Source organism: Streptomyces sp. CNQ329 (genome assembly GCF_000482585.1).
Map to the genome: position 1 here is coordinate 1 of NZ_AXVU01000069.1, position 15,721 is coordinate 15,721.

The window sequence follows — 15,721 nt, forward strand, 5'->3', positions numbered from 1 at the left end:
CTGCGCCCGGATCGGCGCCTGCGCCCGGATCGGCGCCTGCCCCGGCGGCTGCGGCCGGGGGCGTTGCCGCCGCTACGGCTCCGGGGGTGCCCGCGCAGCAGGGGGGCGGGGCGGCGGGAGCCGCTTCCGTGCGGCAGATGTGGCCCGACATCCTTGAGGCCGTCAAGCACCGGCGGCGCTTCACCTGGATTCTGCTGAGCCAGAACGCCCAGGTCACCGGGTTCGACGGGGGCACTCTCCAGCTCGGCTTCGCCAACGTCGGCGCCCGGGACAGCTTCGTCAACGGCGGCAGCGACGAGGTGCTGCGCGAAGCGCTGGCGGAGCGGTTCGACGTGCAGTGGAAGGTCGAGGCGATCGTGGACCCGACCGGCGGCGGGGGCGGACCCGCGGCCGGGCCCGGCGGCGGCGGAGCGCCCGGGGGCGGAGGGGTCGGCGGCGGAGGGTTCGGCGGCGGCCCCGGCGGCGGCCCCGGCGGTCCCGGCGGCCCCGGCGGCTCCGCGGCGGGCGGCGGGTTCGGGGGTGGCGGCGGCGCCGGGTTGCGGCAGTCCGTACAGACCCCGCCCGCCCCCTCCGTGCCGGCGCCCGCTCCCTCCCGGCAGCCCGGGCCCCCGGCGGCCGGCCTGGGCGGGCCGCCCCCGCCCGACCCCGGGCCGCCCCCCGACCCGGGCCCGCCTCCCCCGCCGCTGGAGGAGGACATCCCCGACGAGGACGACCCCGACCTCGACGACACCGCCCTGTCCGGTCACGACCTCATCGTCCGCGAGCTCGGCGCCACCGTGATAGAGGAAATCCGCCACGACTAGGCGGTCCGCCCGCCCGCGTCCTCCGGAAGGATGAGGACGGCGGGAGACCACGACTCCCGGCGGGGCAACGCCGAAGGTGCGCGTCCTTCCTGCGATGGACGGCATCGCGGCGGCTGAGAACGTAGGCTCGCCTGGACCGGTCCGACACCCGGCCGGCGACCTGGACGACATAGGTACAGAGAACTGCAGTAGCGCGACAAGGAGCGAGCGACGTGATGCCTGGTGGTGGCCAGCCCGACATGCAGCAGTTGCTGCAGCAGGCCCAGAAGATGCAGCAGGAGCTCGCCTCCGTCCAGCAGGAGCTGGCCGAGACGCCGGTCGAGGGGAGTGCGGGCGGCGGGCTGGTGAAGGCGACGGTGACCGGCTCCGGTGAGCTGACCGGGCTGGTGATCGACCCGCGCGCCGTCGACGCCGAGGACACGGAGACCCTGGCCGACCTCGTCGTGGCCGCGGTCCGGGATGCGAACAACGCCGCGCAGCAGCTCCAGCAGGAGCGGCTCGGCCCGCTCGCACAAGGGCTCGGCGGCATGCCGGGGCTGCCCTTCTGACCCCCGCCTTCCGTCGTCCCGGGGGCCGTTTCCGGCCGTCCCGGATCTGCCGGGGACCGTCACCGGAGGCCGCCCCGGAAGCGGGTTGAACCCGGCGGTAGCGGCTAGCTTGGTGCAGGAGAGCGGACACGAGAGAGGCGTTGCGTGTACGAAGGCGTGGTTCAGGATCTGATCGACGAACTGGGCAGGCTGCCCGGCGTCGGTCCCAAGAGCGCGCAGCGCATCGCCTTCCACATCCTGCAGGCCGAGCCGGCCGACGTCCGCCGGCTGGCGCATGCGCTGACCGAGGTGAAGGAGAAGGTCCGGTTCTGCGCGGTCTGCGGGAACGTCGCGCAGGAGGAGCAGTGCCGGATCTGCGCCGACCCGCGGCGCGATCCCGCCGTCCTGTGCGTCGTGGAGGAGCCCAAGGACGTCGTGGCCATCGAGCGGACCCGTGAGTTCCGCGGGCGGTACCACGTGCTCGGCGGCGCGATCAGCCCCATCGAGGGCGTCGGCCCGGACGACCTGCGGATACGGGAGCTGCTCGCCCGGCTCGCGGACGGCGCCGTGACGGAGCTGATCCTCGCCACCGACCCCAACCTCGAAGGCGAGGCCACGGCCACGTACCTGGCCCGCATGGTCAAGGCCATGGGGCTGAGGGTGACCCGGCTGGCCAGCGGTCTGCCCGTCGGCGGCGATCTGGAGTACGCGGACGAGGTCACCCTCGGCCGCGCCTTCGAAGGCAGGCGGTTGCTCGATGTCTGAAACGGAACCACGTGCCCGCCGGCTGGATCCCGGCGCAGCGCCCGGCAGACCGGCAGGCCGCCGCACGCGGCCGGGCGGTGTGCGGGGCGCCGACAGAGGAGGTCTGCTCGATGTCTGACGCCACCCTGCACCAGGCGACGCAGGACCCGGACAGCTTCGCGGTCCAGATCGCCGACTCGATCGAGAGCTTCATCGTCGCGGTCACCGAGGTCGCCAAGGGCGACGAGCCGAACAGCGCGGTGCCCTTCCTGCTGCTGGAGGTTTCGCAGTTGCTGCTGGCCGGCGGCCGGCTGGGGGCGCACGAGGACTTCGTGCCGGACGAACGGTACGAGCCGGACACCGGCCCCGAGCCGGACGTGGACGAGCTGCGCGAGCGGTTCGCCGAGCTGCTGGACCCGGTGGACGTCTACTCCGAGGTCTTCGACCCGTACGTGCCGCGCAGCACGCCCGTCGCCAGCCGGATCTCCGACGATCTGGCCGACGTGATCACCGACCTGCGGCACGGCCTCGCCCACTACGCCGCGGGGCGGGTCAACGAGGCGCTGTGGTGGTGGCAGTTCTCGTACCTGTCCAACTGGGGCCCGACCGCGAGCGCCTGCCTGCGCGCGCTGCAGTCGCTGGTGGCGCACGTGCGGCTGGACACGCCCCTGGGGGAGCTGGACGGGCTCGACACCGACAGCGACGCCGCGCTGGACGACGGGCGGCTGGAGGAGGAGGCGGGCCGCGTGATGGTGGAGGAGATCGCGGAGCCGCTGGGTCTGCGGCGTACCTGAGCCGGGAGCGCGGGCAGGAGACGCGGGAGGGCCGAGGGGCGCGAACGCCTTGTGTGCGCGCCGAGTTCGCGCCCGGCCGCTCCCGTTCACGCCGGGCCGTGCCCGGATTGTGGGGCTCCGGATGTGACCTGCCTTACGTTTCCGTGTGCCCGCGGTGGTCCCGGGCAGGTGCGTTCCCGAGCCGGCGCGCCCCGTGGGTATCGGCCGGCTCGGTAGACTGAGCTGACCGGAACACCATTGCGAGGAGCGCACGTGGGCCTTGTCGTGCAGAAGTACGGCGGCTCTTCCGTCGCCGACGCCGAGGGCATCAAGCGCGTCGCCAAACGGATCGTCGAGACCAAGAAGGCGGGCCATCAGGTCGTCGTCGTGGTGTCCGCGATGGGCGACACGACGGACGAGCTGATCGATCTCGCCGAGCAGGTCTCGCCCATCCCCACCGGCCGTGAACTCGACATGCTGCTCACGGCGGGCGAGCGGATCTCCATGGCGCTGCTGGCGATGGCGATCAAGAAGCTGGGTCACGAGGCGCTGTCGTTCACCGGCAGCCAGGCGGGTGTGATCACCGACGCCGTGCACAACAAGGCGCGGATCATCGACGTCACGCCCGGCCGGATCCAGGAGGCGGTGAACAAGGGCGCCATCGCGATCGTCGCCGGCTTCCAGGGTGTTTCGCAGGACAGCAAGGACATCACGACGCTCGGCCGCGGCGGCTCGGACACCACGGCGGTGGCGCTTGCGGTGGCGCTGGAGGCGGAGGTCTGCGAGATCTACACCGATGTGGACGGCGTGTTCACCGCCGATCCGCGGGTGGTCAAGAAGGCCCGTAAGATCGACCGGATCCCGTACGAGGACATGCTCGAACTGGCCACCAGCGGGTCGAAGGTCCTGCTGCACCGCTGCGTCGAGTACGCCCGCCGGTACAACATGCCCATTCATGTCCGCTCCTCGTTCTCGGGGCATCCGGGCACGTGGGTAGGCAATATCTCCGAGGGAGCAGAAGGCATGGAGCACGCGATCATCTCCGGAGTCGCGCACGACGTCTCCGAGGCGAAGATCACGGTGGTCGGGGTTCCGGACAAGCCGGGCGAGGCCGCCGCCATCTTCCGGGCGATTGCGGACGCCGAGATCAACATCGACATGGTGGTGCAGAACGTCTCGGCCGCCGCCACCGGCCTGACCGACATCTCCTTCACCCTGCCCAAGACCGACGGCCACCGCGCGATGGAGCTGCTGACCAAGGCGCAGCCGTCGATCGGCTTCGAGTCCCTGCGCTACGACGACCAGGTCGGCAAGATCTCCCTCGTCGGCGCGGGTATGCGCTCGCACCCGGGCGTCACGGCCACGTTCTTCGAGGCGCTGTCCAACGCCGGGGTCAACATCGAGCTGATCTCGACCTCCGAGATCCGCATCTCGGTGGTGACCCGCGAGGACGTCGTCAAGGACGCGGTACGCGCCGTGCACACGGCGTTCGGCCTCGACAGCGAGAGCGACGAGGCGGTCGTCTACGGCGGCACCGGCCGCTGAGCCGGCCGTGTGACATCGATCGGTTGGTCCATACCGCTTGCGCCGAACCCCCTTGCCATCCGACGATTTCGGTTCGCGCCGTCTGCAACCGCGGCGGCGCCGCGAAGCGTCTCTGTCCCTGCCCGCATTGGCCGGCCGCACGGGTATCGAGGGAGTGGGCATGGCAGTACGCGCGGTAACACGACAGCCGTTGCCGCCGTGCGCGTACAACCTTGACGGGGGTCGGTGTGTCAAACAGGCGTGGCAGAGGCACTCAGCATTGCGACCCTCCCGGCCGGCCCCGCGCTGCGCCCCGGTACGTCCGCGGCGCCCCGGGGGCTGCCGGTGATCGCGCCGTGGTCTGCGCGGCCCGCCGCGAAGAAGTCCGCGGCGGACGCTGACGACGCCGTGACGGAGGGCACCAGCGTCGATCACCTCACCGAGACGTACCAGACCCACTACCGGTCGCTGCTCGGTCTCGCCGCGCTGCTGCTCGACGACCTGGCCTCCTGCGAGGACGTGGTGCAGGAGGCGTTCATCCGCGTGCACTCCGCGCGCAAGCGGGTCAAGGACCCGGACAAGACCCTCGCCTATCTGCGGCAGACGGTCGTCAACCTGTCACGTTCCGCGCTCCGTCGGCGCATCACCGGGCTGAAGCTGCTCTCCAAGCCCATGCCCGACATGGCCAGCGCGGAAGAGGGTGCGTATGAACAGTTGGAGCGCGACCAATTGATCCAGGCGATGCGAGGGCTGCAGCGCCGGCAGCGCGAGGTGCTCGTGCTGCGTTACTTCGCGGACATGACCGAGGCTCAGGTGGCCGACGCGCTGGGCATCTCGCTCGGCTCCGTCAAGGCGTACGGCTCCCGGGGCATCGCCGCACTGCGAACAGCCATGGGAGCGCGGGCATGAGCGAGCGTTTCTACGGATCGGGACCGCCGTGGGAGCAGGGCTCCGAGGAGTCCGGCGGGTCGGGAGCGGTGTCCGGGGCCGGACGAGCGGCAGTGGAGGTGGCGGAGACGGCGGAGCTGCCGGATGTGGCGGCGGGCTCGGACGAGGTGACGGTGCCGGAGGCCGGGACGGCGGGGCCGGAGCCGGCGGTGCCGGACAACGGGCCGAAGACGCAGGATGCGGCGGGCGCGGCGGGTACGGCCCGAGGATCCGGTGCGGGCTCGGGTGAGCCGGGCGCGGTGCCGGGCCGTTCCGGCGGATCCCGCGCTTCCGGCGGATCCCGCGCATCCGGCGGGTCCGGAGGCTCTGAGCAGTCCGGTCGTTCGGATCGGCCGGACGGACCCGGCGGGCCGGACGGCTCCCTCGTCCCGGACGGTCTCGACGGCTCCGGCAGTCGCGACGGTGACGGTGGTGCCGGTCGGCCGGGTGGCGCTACCGGCTCCGGTGGCGCGGGCGGTTCCGGCGGGGACGGTTTCCCGCAGTGGCCCGGTGGCGACGGCGACGGGGACGACGGCGACGACGCGGACCGCGAGGACGAGTTGCGGCTGCTGCTGCACTCCGCGGTCGACGGTCTGGAGCCGGCGCCCGGCACGCTGCAGTATCTGCAGCGTGCGGTGCCCGCGCGGCGTACCCGCCGCCGCCAGTTGATCGCGGTCGCCGCGGTCGCGGTGATCGCGCTGGCGGTCTCGGTGCCCACGTTCATGAACGTCGCCGGCTCGACCAGCGAGGAGAACCCGCGCCAGGACATCGCCAACAGCCGGATTCCCGGCGCGGGGCAGAAGGGCGGGGGCGGCGCCGTCGAGGGCAACGACTCCGACGCCACCGCCGGCAGCAAGGAGCCGAGCGACAAGGAAGAGAAGACCGAAAGCCCCGGGCACGACGAGAACACCGCCCCGCCGACCGGTGGCTCCGAGGGCACGACCACCGCCGAGCCGTGCGCGCCGACGCAGGTCAGCCAGCCGGTAGGGGCCAGCGGCACGCCGGACGAGGCGGGCCGGGTCACCGGATCCTTCACCGTCACCAACGTCTCCGCCACCGCCTGCGTGGTCGAGTCGTCCGACGGCGTGCAGGTGGGCGGCACCTTCGGTGCGGCGAGCGCGAGCTCGGTCGAGACGCGCACGCACACCCCCGGCGACGCCGCCACGGACCTGCTCCCGTCTCCGGAGACCACCGGTGCGCTGGTGCTGGCGGCCGGCGAGTCGTACGTGGTGGAGTTCGCCTGGGTGCCGGAGACCAGCAGGGACGGCGGCTGCACCGGCACCGCCACCACGCCGGCACCGGGCCCCACCGGCGAGACGCAGTCGTCGGCGGACGAGACGCAGTCAGGGACCGATCAGGGAACCGAGACGGGCGGCGACACCGGCGGGACCGGCGAACCGGGCGACGGCGAGGGCACGACCGAGGGATCCGTCACCCTGACCCACGCGCCGGAAGCCGACTCCTCCTCCGTGGCCAGCGTCACGGTCCAGAACGCCTGCGCGGGCACCGTCTACTACACCGAACCGCTGCCGAGCGCCTGACCCGTACCGCCACCCGGCACCGACCCGGGTCCCCGACCGGGCACCGGGGGGCCGGGGACCCGGCTCAGGCCGTACGGCGCACGGGGCGCCGCAGACCCGGGCTCGCGCCGATGCGGCCCCCTGGCGGGCCGCCGCCGGGGGAGGCCGTACCGTGGAGGCGTGTACCGGTTCCTGCTGACGCCCCGGTGGTGGGTCGTCAACATCCTCGCCGCACTGGCCGTCCCGGTCTGCCTCGCCATGGGGAGCTGGCAGCTGAGCCGCTTCGAGACGCGCGTGGACACCCACCAGGAAGCGCAGGAGCAGCAGGCCCGCGCCGCCGACGGCGTCACCGGCCGGCCGATGGCCGAGCTGCTGCCCGTGACCCAGGAGACGACCGGCGAAGCGGCGACCGTCACCGGGCGCTACGGCCCCCAGCTCCTCGTCCCCGACCGCACCCTCGACGGCGAGACCGGCTTCTACGTGCTGACCCTGCTGCGCACCGACGCCCCCGTGGGCGGCGACGCCGGAACCCGTACCTCCGTCCCCGTTCTGCGCGGCTGGCTGCCCGGCGAGGCCGACCCGGCGAAGGCCCCCGAGCCGCCCGCCGGCGAGGTCACCGTCACCGGCGCCCTGCAGGCGTCCGAGCACCAGGGCTCCCCCGGCGTGCACACCGAGGGCGGGCTGCCGCGCGGTCAGGTCGGCATGATCAGCGCCGCGGCGCTGGTCAACGTCGTGGACGAGCGGGTCTCCCCGGCCTGGATCACCCTCTACGAGGGCGATGGCGGGATGCGGCCCGTGCCCGCCGAGGTACCGCAGGGCAGCGGGCTCGACCTCAAGGCGTTCCAGAACCTCGGCTACACGGCCCAGTGGTTCGTTTTCGCCGGCTTCGTGATCTTCATGTGGCACCGGCTCTTCCGCCGCGAGGCGGAAGTCGCCCGCGACCTGGCCCTCGGCCTCACCTCCCCCGATCCCGGCCCGGGCCCCCGGGCTGCGGATCCGGCCGCGGCGGCTGCGGAGCCAAGCCCGGAATCAGATGACGGCGAACGAAATCGAGCTCCAGCCTCAACTGCTTGATCCGCTCCTCCACGACGAGCGAGCCGTGCCCCGCGTCGTAGCGGTACACCTCGTGCGCATGCCCCCGCTGCGCCAGCCGCTCGACGTAGTTCTCCACCTGCCGGATCGGGCACCGCGGATCGTTGACCCCCGCGGAGACGAACACCGGGGCCCGCACCTGGTCCACGTACGTCAGCGGTGACGACGCGGCGTAGCGCTCGGGGACCTCGTCCGGCGAGCCGCCCATCAGCGTGCGGTCCATCGCCTTCAGGGCCTCCATCTCGTCCTCGTACGCCGACACGTAGTCCGCGACGGGCACCGCGGACAAGCCCAGCGCCCAGGCGTCCGGCTGCGTGCCGAGGGCGAGGAGCACCAGATACCCGCCCCACGAGCCGCCGCCGACGACCAGCCGCTCCGGGTCCGCGAGACCGGAGACGACGGCCCACTCCCGCACCGCGGCCACGTCCTCCAGCTCGATGAGCCCCACCCGGTGCTTGAGCGCGTCGGTCCACTCCCGGCCGTAGCCGGTGGACCCGCGGTAGTTGACGCGGACCACGGCGAAGCCGTGGTCGACCCAGGCGGCCGGGCCGGCCGCGAAGGCGTCGCTGTCATGCCACGTCGGGCCGCCGTGCACGTCGAACAGGCAGGGGAAGGGGCCCTCGCCCGCCGGCCGCTGGACCAGCGCGTGGATCCGCCCGCCCGGCCCGTCGACCCAGACGTCCTCCACCGGCACCGACCGCGGCGCCGCGGGGCCCGGCGGCTGCAGCACCACGGCCCCCTCGGCGGACCGCACCTGAGGCGGCTCCGCTCCCGACGACCAGTGGAACTCCACCGTGCCGTCCGGCCGCGCCGTCGCCCCCGAGATCGTCCCCGGCGGGGTCTCCACCCGCTCCAGGACGCCGGAGCCGGCGCCCTCGAGTCCGTACCGCCACAGCTCGCTGCGTGCCTGGTACGTATGCAGGACGAGCAGCGCGCTGCCGTCCGGATACCACTCCGCCGACACGTCCCCCGGCAGGTCGAGCTCCAGCTCCCGGGTCCGGCCCGCGACCGGGTCCCAGATCATCGGCTCCCACCGCCCGCGCCGCTGGTGCCCGACGAGCAGCCGCGGATCGCCCGCCACCGGCGCGAAGCCCAGCACCTCCAGGCCCAGTTCCTCCCGGCCACCCTTGGTGTCGTCCAGCTCGGCGACCAGCGGTTCCGCGCCGGGGGAGCCGCCGAGCCGCAGCACCCGCAGGGCGGCGTGCATCGCGTCGCCATGCTCGGTGTGCTCGATGGCGAGCAGCCTGCCGTCGTGCGAGAGGTCGCCGACGCCGGCGGACTCCCGGTGCCGGTAGATCTCGCTGGGCTCGCCGCCGGGTCGGACGAGGTGGATCGTCGTGCCCGTCTCCTCCGTGGACCTGCCGACCACCGCCGTGCCGTCCCGCCCGAGGGCCAGGCCGGCCGAGTACGCCGCCGGCAGTCCCGGCGCCGCCGCCCGGTCCTGCCCCGGCGAGGCGCCCGCGAACGGCTGGCGCCGCCACACCCCGAACTCGTCCCCGTCGGTGTCGCAGAACCACCACACCCACTCGCCGTCCGGCGTCAGGGCGCCGTCCGTCGTGCCGTTGGGCCGGTCGGTGACCTGGCGGACGCCGCCCGTGCTGCGGTCCCAGGCGTACAGCTCGAACGTGCCGGTCACGTTCGACACGTACAGCGCGCGATGCGGCGCGTCCTCCGCCCACCCGGGCAGGCTGATCCGCGGCGCCCGGAACCGCCGCTCCCACGCCGGCGCCGGGCCCGCCGCCCCGCCGGGGCCGGCGTCCGGCCGTCCGCTGCCCGCCCCGCCGCCGGCCGCTTCGCCGCGGCCGTCTGCGTATCCTGCGCCGTCCTCGTAACCCTCGCCGCCGACGCTCGCGTCGCCACCGGCACGGCCCGTCGTGCCCCCGTCGATCTCGCTCATGCCGACATTCTGCGGCCTCGCCGGAGCCGAGCGGAGCGCGCACCGCCCATCTGTGGATTACTGCCCAGTTGTGGATAAACCCCGTCGCCGCGGTCCCGCGCCACCGGCCCGTAACGCCGGTCCGCGCCACCGGCCCGTAACGCCGACCCGCGCCACCGCCCCCGGCGCCCCGGGTGCTACGGCCGCCCGCCCGAGACCGCGTACTCGAACAGCGCCTTGTTGCTGTTCCGCTTGCGGATGACCTCCACCTCGACCCCCGCGAAGCCCGCCTCACGAAGCAGCGCCGCGTACCACTCCTGCGCCGGCACCTGGTTGCCGTAGAACGTCGAGTTGCCGATCACGTAGACCACCCGCCCGCCGCCGCGCACGTTCGTGTACGCCGCCCGGAAGTGCCCCCACATGTCGTGCACGTACTTGCCCACGTAGTTCGCCAGCAGCGGTCCGTTCCGCCCGCCGTCCCGGCGGATGGCCGCCTGGGTCCGGGCCAGCTCGCCCGCGACCGGCTCCGGGAGGACCCCGGCCTCCGGCCCCGGCGGGCGCCAGGCCCGTACCCGCGAGGTGGCCGCGCCCCAGGTGCCGCCGATCGCCTGCCAGTCCAGCCGGCCCGCGTCCTCCGCCCGGCGCAGGTGCCGCATCCAGTACATGTACGGGCGCAGCTCGCGGATGTACGACATGCGGTTCACGTACGGGGGCGAAGTCAGCAGCAGGTCGCAGGGGGCGAGCCGGCCGGCCGCCGGCTGCATGACGCGGGAGTCGCCGTACAGGACGTGTGCCGCGCCGGGCAGCGGGGTCGCGGCGTTCGCGAGCGTGGTGCCGGCCTCGCGGCGAAACGTCTCCAGCACGTCCCGCGCGGCGCCGAGGTCGAGCAGGTGGGGAGCGCCGCCGTCCTCGCGCTCCTGCTTGAACGACATGCTCTGGTGGTTGAACGCCGCGTTGCTCGACGCGATCAGCGTCCGGCAGAAGGCCACGTCCAGCAGGTCCCGTCCGCCCGGCGGCAGTGCGGGCGCCGCGACGTCCAGCGCCCGCCGCACCGCCTTCAGCGCGTCCAGCGCGCTCCGCGCCCACCACCGCCCGATGTTGTGCAGCTCCGGCTGCCACAGCTCGCCCGCCTCCGGCAGCAGTTCCTCGGCGCGGTGCACCAGGGGCGCGAGCGCGCGCCGGGTGTCGCGCAGGAGCTCCGGCCCGTACGCGGCGGTCTTCATCTTCCCCAGCCAGATCAGGAACGGGTTCACGTCCAGCGACTGCCCGGTCAGCCCGTGCTCGGCGGCGGCGAGCGGGGTGGTCCCGGTGCCGGAGAAGGGGTCGGTGACGACGGAGCCGGGTGGCATCTCGGCCGCGTAGCGGCGCACGAGACTGACGGAATAGGCGGGGGTCAGCCGGAGCCAGCCGTGGCGGCCGGCGCCGGTGTTGGCGCGGTAGGTGAGGTGTGCGTTCTGACGTGTGTCCGACCGCATGCTCTCGCTCTCGCCGATGGGGGTGGGGGGTAGCGTGGATCGTAGTGGGCCGCGGCCCTCCACCCGGCCGGAACCGGCAAGTCTGGTCGTACGGAACGAAAACGCACCCCGAACGCCCCGAAGCCGCCCGGGTGCTCGCCGGCAGCGATCATCACCGGCCCGCAAGCGCTTGTCGGCGCACCGGCCATCTGCTTGACTCCGGCTGCCAGTGCCCGAACGCACCGGGGGAGGACCCCATGGAGTTCACCCGCAGACGTCTTGTGTCCACGCTGCCCGCCGCCGGCCTGCTGGCGGTCCTCCCGGCCCGCCCGGCCTTCGCCGCCGGCAACGCCCGGGCCGCAGACCCCGCCCTCCTCCTCGCCAACACCCGCGCCGTCTTCGCCGGCACCCCCGAGACCAACGCCCGCCCCGAGGCCGCCGCCAAGGTCGCCGCCCTCCACGACACCGCCCGCGCCAACCTCGCCGCGATGGCCGACACCAGCACCGCCACCGGCGAGCTCTTCGCCGATGTGCCCCTCGGCACCAGCGACGTCAACCTGGCCACCTCGTACCGCAAGCTCTACGAGATCGCCCTCGCCACCCGCGCCCCCGGCGGCGACCTCCACGGCGACACCGCCGCCCAGCGCCGCGCCGTCGACGGCCTGGTGTGGCTCCACGAGCACTACTACGGCGACCAGTCCCAGGGCTACTACGGCAACTGGCACAACTGGGAGATCGCCATCTCCACCCACGTCGGCAAGACCCTCGCCCTCCTCGCCGACGTCCCCGGCGCCGTCCCCGCCGGGCTGCTCACGACGTACGTCACCGCCATGGACGCGTACCTCCGCAACGGCAAGGACGGGGACGTCGACCTCGACTCCCGCTTCCACACCGGCGCCAACCTCGCCGACATCACCACCAACCGCATCATCCAGGGCGCCCTGCTCGCCGCGGCCGGGGAGGCGGGCGGCGAGGCACGCATCGCCAAGGCCCTCGAAGACCAGCTCACGGTCTTCGCGACCATCGACCCGTACGACATCCGCCACGGCAACACCGACGGCTACTACGCCGACGGCTCGTTCCTCCAGCACCACTCCGTCGCGTACACCGGCTCGTACGGCAAGGGGCTGCTCACCCGTGTCGTCCAGACGCTCAAGATCCTCGACGGCACGGGCTTCGCGAACACCGACGCGCTCGTGCCCGTCGTGCAGCGCTGGGTGCGCGACGGCTTCGCGCCGCTGATCTTCGAGGGCTGGATGATGGAGGTCGTCAAGGGCCGCGCCGTCTCCCGTACGGCCTCCGGCTACACCGACGTCGCCGTCGTCGTCGAGGCCGTCGTGGACCTCGCCGACTACACCGCCGACGCCGATTCCGCGGCGCTCAAGAGCTACGTCAAGCACATCCGCGCCACCTCGCGCGCCGCGCTCGACCCCGCCGGGTTCGTCTCGCCCGTCAGCGTGGTGCGCTACGCCGACATCGTCGGCGACGACGCGATACCGCCCGCCGACCTCAACCCGGCGGCGCGCAGCGTCGCGTTCAACGCCATGGACAGGCACGTCCACCGCCGCCCCGGCTACGCGTTCGCGCTCGCGCGCAGCTCGGACCGCATCAGTAAGTACGAGTACATGAGCGGCGAGAACCTGATGCCCTGGTTCCAGGGTGACGGCGCGTACTACCTGTACCTCTCCGGGCAGGACCAGACGCGCGCGTACGGCGTCGACTACTACACCGTCGTCTCCCCCTACGGCCTCGCCGGTGCCACCGCGCCCGAGGAACGGCGCGGGACCGTACCGGAGCTGTACGACGGCAAGCTCTGGTACGACAACCCCGGCCACCCGCTGAACTTCACCTCGTCCTCGGAGTCGCAGAACACGTACGTCTACTTCCCGCGCGGCACCAACCGCCACTCCGGCGGCGCGGTCCTCGGCGCGTACGGCACGTCCGCGATGGTGCAGTCCGACGACGTCGCCTACGCCGAACGCGACCTCCTCCCGGACGACTTCGTCGTCTACCGCAACGCGACCGCCACCAAGTCGTGGTTCATGCTCGACGACGAGGTCGTCGTCCTCGCCGCCGGCATCGGCGACCCCGCCGGCCGCACGGTGACCACGACGGTCGACGCCCGTACCGCGGATCCCTCCGCCGCCGTCACCGTCACCGGTGCGCGCCGCGACGGCCGTGCCTGGGAGGGGCCGGGCACGGCGCACCTGAGCTGGCTGCGCTACGCGGACGCCGCGGAGGGCACGGCCGTCGGGTACGTCTTTCTGGACGCGCCCCGCGTCCGGGTCGGTCTGGAGGACGTCACGCGCAGCCGCCGCGTCGTACGTACCGGAAACCCGGACACGGCGGTGACGCGCACCGTGTTCAGCGCCGCCGTCGACCACGAGCCGCGGCACGGGCTCGCGCGCCTGGCGTACGCCCTCGTGCCGCACGCCTCCGCCGCGCAGTTGGACACGTACCGCGGCGGCGGCCCGCTCACCGTGACCGCCAACTCCCCGCGCCTGCAGGCGGTCCGCCACTCCGCCCTCGGCCTGACCGCCGCCAACGCCTTCACCCCCGGCCGCCACGACACCGCCGGGCTGAGCATCGACGGGCCCGCCTCGGTGCTCGTACGGACCGGGGAGGACGGGCGCGTCGGCGTGGCCGTCGCGGACCCGACGATGGACCGCGGCACGGTCACCGTCGTGCTGCGCGGACGCTCGCTGCGGAAGGCCGCGGGGGACGACGGGGTCCGGGTCAGCCGGGTGCCCGGCGGGACGAAGCTGGTGGTGGACACGCATCACGCGTACGGCAGGAGCCTGACGGTGAGCCTGGAGAAGTAGGCGGGCGGCCGGGGCACATCGTCCGGTTCCGGGCCATGGAGGCGAAGGGCTGCGGGGCTACCCTGTCGTCACAGGGGCTCGGTTATGGGGTGGCCGCCCGACCGGGGGAGGACGAGTGTCCGAGTTGTTCTTACGTGGCCTGAGCCGGTGGCAGGCGGACACCCAGCGCGAGGCCGTGGCCGACGTGTACGTCGCGTCGTACAACGGCAGGGCCGGCGCCGCGGTGCCCGAGCGCCAGGGCTTCCTGCGGCGGCTCGAGGACCACGTGCAGCGGCCCGGGTTCGAGATGGTGCTGGCCGGGGGCGACCGCCCGGTGGGCTGCGCCTACGGTTTCCGGGCCGACCGCTCCGGCGTGTGGTGGCCGGATTTCCAGGAGGGGCCGCCGCCGGCGCTGGCCGAGGTGACCTCGTCGCCGCGGGCGTTCGTGGTGGCGGAGCTGATGGTGGTGCCGGACCAGCGCCGCCGGCGCATCGCCACACGGCTGCAGCAGCATCTGCTGGCCCGCTGGGCGCCGTCCCCCGCGGTGGCGCTGCTGCCGCAGGACAACGCGGCGGCGGGTGCGGCGTACCGCGCCTGGGGCTGGACGAGGACGGGCAGCCTGCATCCCGTACCGCCGACGCCGCCCCTGGACCTCTGGACGCACCGCCGCTCGCCGGGCTGACACCGAGGGCGAGGCGGCAGGCGGGGCGGTGCGGTCAGCGCTGGAGCAGCCACGCGGTGAGCGCTTCGGCGGCGCCGCCGCATGCGGCGAGGCCGAGGAAACGCAGGGCGGCGAGCAGCCCTCGGCGGCAGCGGGTGCGGGCGGAGGCGCCCGCCGGTCCCGGAAGCGGAGTGGTGCGCGGAGACGGGCTCGTGGTGGGGGTGTCGGTCATGGCGTTGCCTTTCCGGGCCAACTGCCGACCGCGCGGATGCGGCCGGGCACCGGTGCCATGAGGGCTCTTCCGAGGGGTTTCCGGCGAAGCCCGGCACCGGTTCGGCCCTCGTCACCCACCTGGTCAGCGGTAGGTTTGTGCTGTCCTCCGGGAGGTTTGCGGCCCGGAGGGCGTCGGAAGGCTCCAGGGCACAGGGGGTTCCGGTTGGCCGGGCAGGCGCAGCGGTTCTGGGCGGAGCTGGCGGCGGTGTACGAGGCCGCCGGCCGGCCGACGCTGGACCGGCTCGTGCGCCTGGGCCGCGAGCAGCGCCCGCCCGCGACGATCGCCGACTCGACGCTCAGCGGCTGGCTGAACGCGCGCACCGTGCCGGGGCCGGCCCACACCCGGTACTTCCTGGCACTGACCGCCTACCTGCAGAGCGAGGCCGGGCGCCTCGGCCGCGCCGGGCACCCGGAGCGGCCGGAGGCGTGGTGGGGGCAACTCCTCGCGCACGCCCGCCGGGAGCGCAACGCCAACCGCGGCGGCCGTCCCCCGGCCAACGGCGCGGCCTCCCCGCTCGCCGGAGCGCCCCCGCCGGCCGACGCGCGGCCACCCGCGGCGTATCCGGCCGCGGACACGCCCCCGGCTCCTGCGCGCATGGCCACCGACCTGTCGGCCCTGCCGGCTCCCGGTCGCTCCTTCGTCGGCCGTACGGACGAACTGACCGCGGTCCTCGACCGGTTACGTCCGCCGCCGGACGGGGCCGCGCAGAGCGCGCCCCCCGTGGCGATCTCCGGCCTCGGCGGGG

Annotated in this window: 13 protein-coding genes and 1 pseudogene; 11 read left to right on the forward strand and 3 right to left on the reverse strand. The window is 73.8% G+C overall.

What is annotated here, in order from left to right:
- Nucleotides 1-128 precede the first annotated feature (128 nt).
- The 8 genes from I003_RS35795 (at nt 129) to I003_RS35260 (ending at nt 7,892) form a co-directional block, all read left to right on the forward strand.
- A complete protein-coding gene (locus I003_RS35795; protein ID WP_027774469.1) occupies nt 129-803 on the forward strand; it encodes a hypothetical protein in 675 nt (224 codons plus the stop codon).
- A 212-nt stretch (nt 804-1,015) separates the two neighbouring features.
- On the forward strand, nt 1,016-1,351 hold the full coding sequence (locus tag I003_RS0127695; RefSeq protein WP_078564464.1) for a YbaB/EbfC family nucleoid-associated protein: 336 nt from the start codon (nt 1,016-1,018) through the stop codon (nt 1,349-1,351).
- 144 nt (nt 1,352-1,495) lie between these two features.
- Nucleotides 1,496-2,095, forward strand: coding sequence for a recombination mediator RecR (gene recR, locus I003_RS0127700; RefSeq protein WP_027774471.1), 600 nt, complete (start codon nt 1,496-1,498; stop codon nt 2,093-2,095).
- A 110-nt stretch (nt 2,096-2,205) separates the two neighbouring features.
- The gene (locus I003_RS0127705) at nt 2,206-2,868 is read left to right on the forward strand and encodes a DUF5063 domain-containing protein (RefSeq protein WP_027774472.1); all 663 of its coding nucleotides are present in this window, start codon (nt 2,206-2,208) and stop codon (nt 2,866-2,868) included.
- A gap of 252 nt (nt 2,869-3,120) precedes the next feature.
- Complete coding sequence (locus I003_RS0127710) at nt 3,121-4,392, forward strand: aspartate kinase (protein ID WP_018836618.1); 1,272 nt, start codon at nt 3,121-3,123, stop codon at nt 4,390-4,392.
- Between the two features lie 324 nt (nt 4,393-4,716).
- Nucleotides 4,717-5,280: a SigE family RNA polymerase sigma factor gene (locus tag I003_RS0127715; RefSeq protein WP_078564467.1), complete on the forward strand. Its 564-nt coding sequence runs from the start codon at nt 4,717-4,719 to the stop codon at nt 5,278-5,280.
- Complete coding sequence (locus tag I003_RS0127720; protein ID WP_486584420.1) at nt 5,277-6,839, forward strand: hypothetical protein; 1,563 nt, start codon at nt 5,277-5,279, stop codon at nt 6,837-6,839. The genes I003_RS0127715 and I003_RS0127720 overlap by 4 nt, the downstream gene beginning before the upstream one ends.
- Nucleotides 6,840-6,998: 159 nt before the next feature.
- A complete protein-coding gene (locus I003_RS35260; protein ID WP_027774475.1) occupies nt 6,999-7,892 on the forward strand; it encodes an SURF1 family protein in 894 nt (297 codons plus the stop codon).
- Here the strand turns inward: I003_RS35260 and I003_RS0127730 are convergent.
- A complete protein-coding gene (locus I003_RS0127730) occupies nt 7,774-9,807 on the reverse strand; it encodes a prolyl oligopeptidase family serine peptidase (protein WP_027774476.1) in 2,034 nt (677 codons plus the stop codon). The genes I003_RS35260 and I003_RS0127730 overlap by 119 nt on opposite strands.
- 176 nt (nt 9,808-9,983) lie before the next feature.
- Nucleotides 9,984-11,261: a DNA methyltransferase gene (locus tag I003_RS0127735; RefSeq protein WP_027774477.1), complete on the reverse strand. Its 1,278-nt coding sequence runs from the start codon at nt 11,259-11,261 to the stop codon at nt 9,984-9,986.
- Between the two features lie 236 nt (nt 11,262-11,497).
- On the opposite strand from I003_RS0127735, the gene I003_RS0127740 reads away from it, so the two are divergent.
- Together I003_RS0127740 and I003_RS0127745 are read left to right on the forward strand one after the other, a co-directional pair.
- Entirely contained in the window at nt 11,498-14,062 is a 2,565-nt protein-coding gene (locus tag I003_RS0127740; RefSeq protein ID WP_027774478.1) for a polysaccharide lyase family 8 super-sandwich domain-containing protein, read from the forward strand.
- A gap of 115 nt (nt 14,063-14,177) precedes the next feature.
- On the forward strand, nt 14,178-14,723 hold the full coding sequence (locus I003_RS0127745; RefSeq protein ID WP_486584421.1) for a GNAT family N-acetyltransferase: 546 nt from the start codon (nt 14,178-14,180) through the stop codon (nt 14,721-14,723).
- A 34-nt stretch (nt 14,724-14,757) separates the two neighbouring features.
- On the opposite strand, the gene I003_RS33470 is transcribed toward I003_RS0127745, so the two are convergent.
- Entirely contained in the window at nt 14,758-14,934 is a 177-nt protein-coding gene (locus I003_RS33470) for a hypothetical protein (RefSeq protein WP_486584422.1), read from the reverse strand.
- A 204-nt stretch (nt 14,935-15,138) separates the two neighbouring features.
- Between I003_RS33470 and I003_RS36225 the strand changes: the two are divergent.
- Nucleotides 15,139-15,721 (forward strand): annotated as a pseudogene (locus I003_RS36225) (hypothetical protein); the annotation flags it as partial.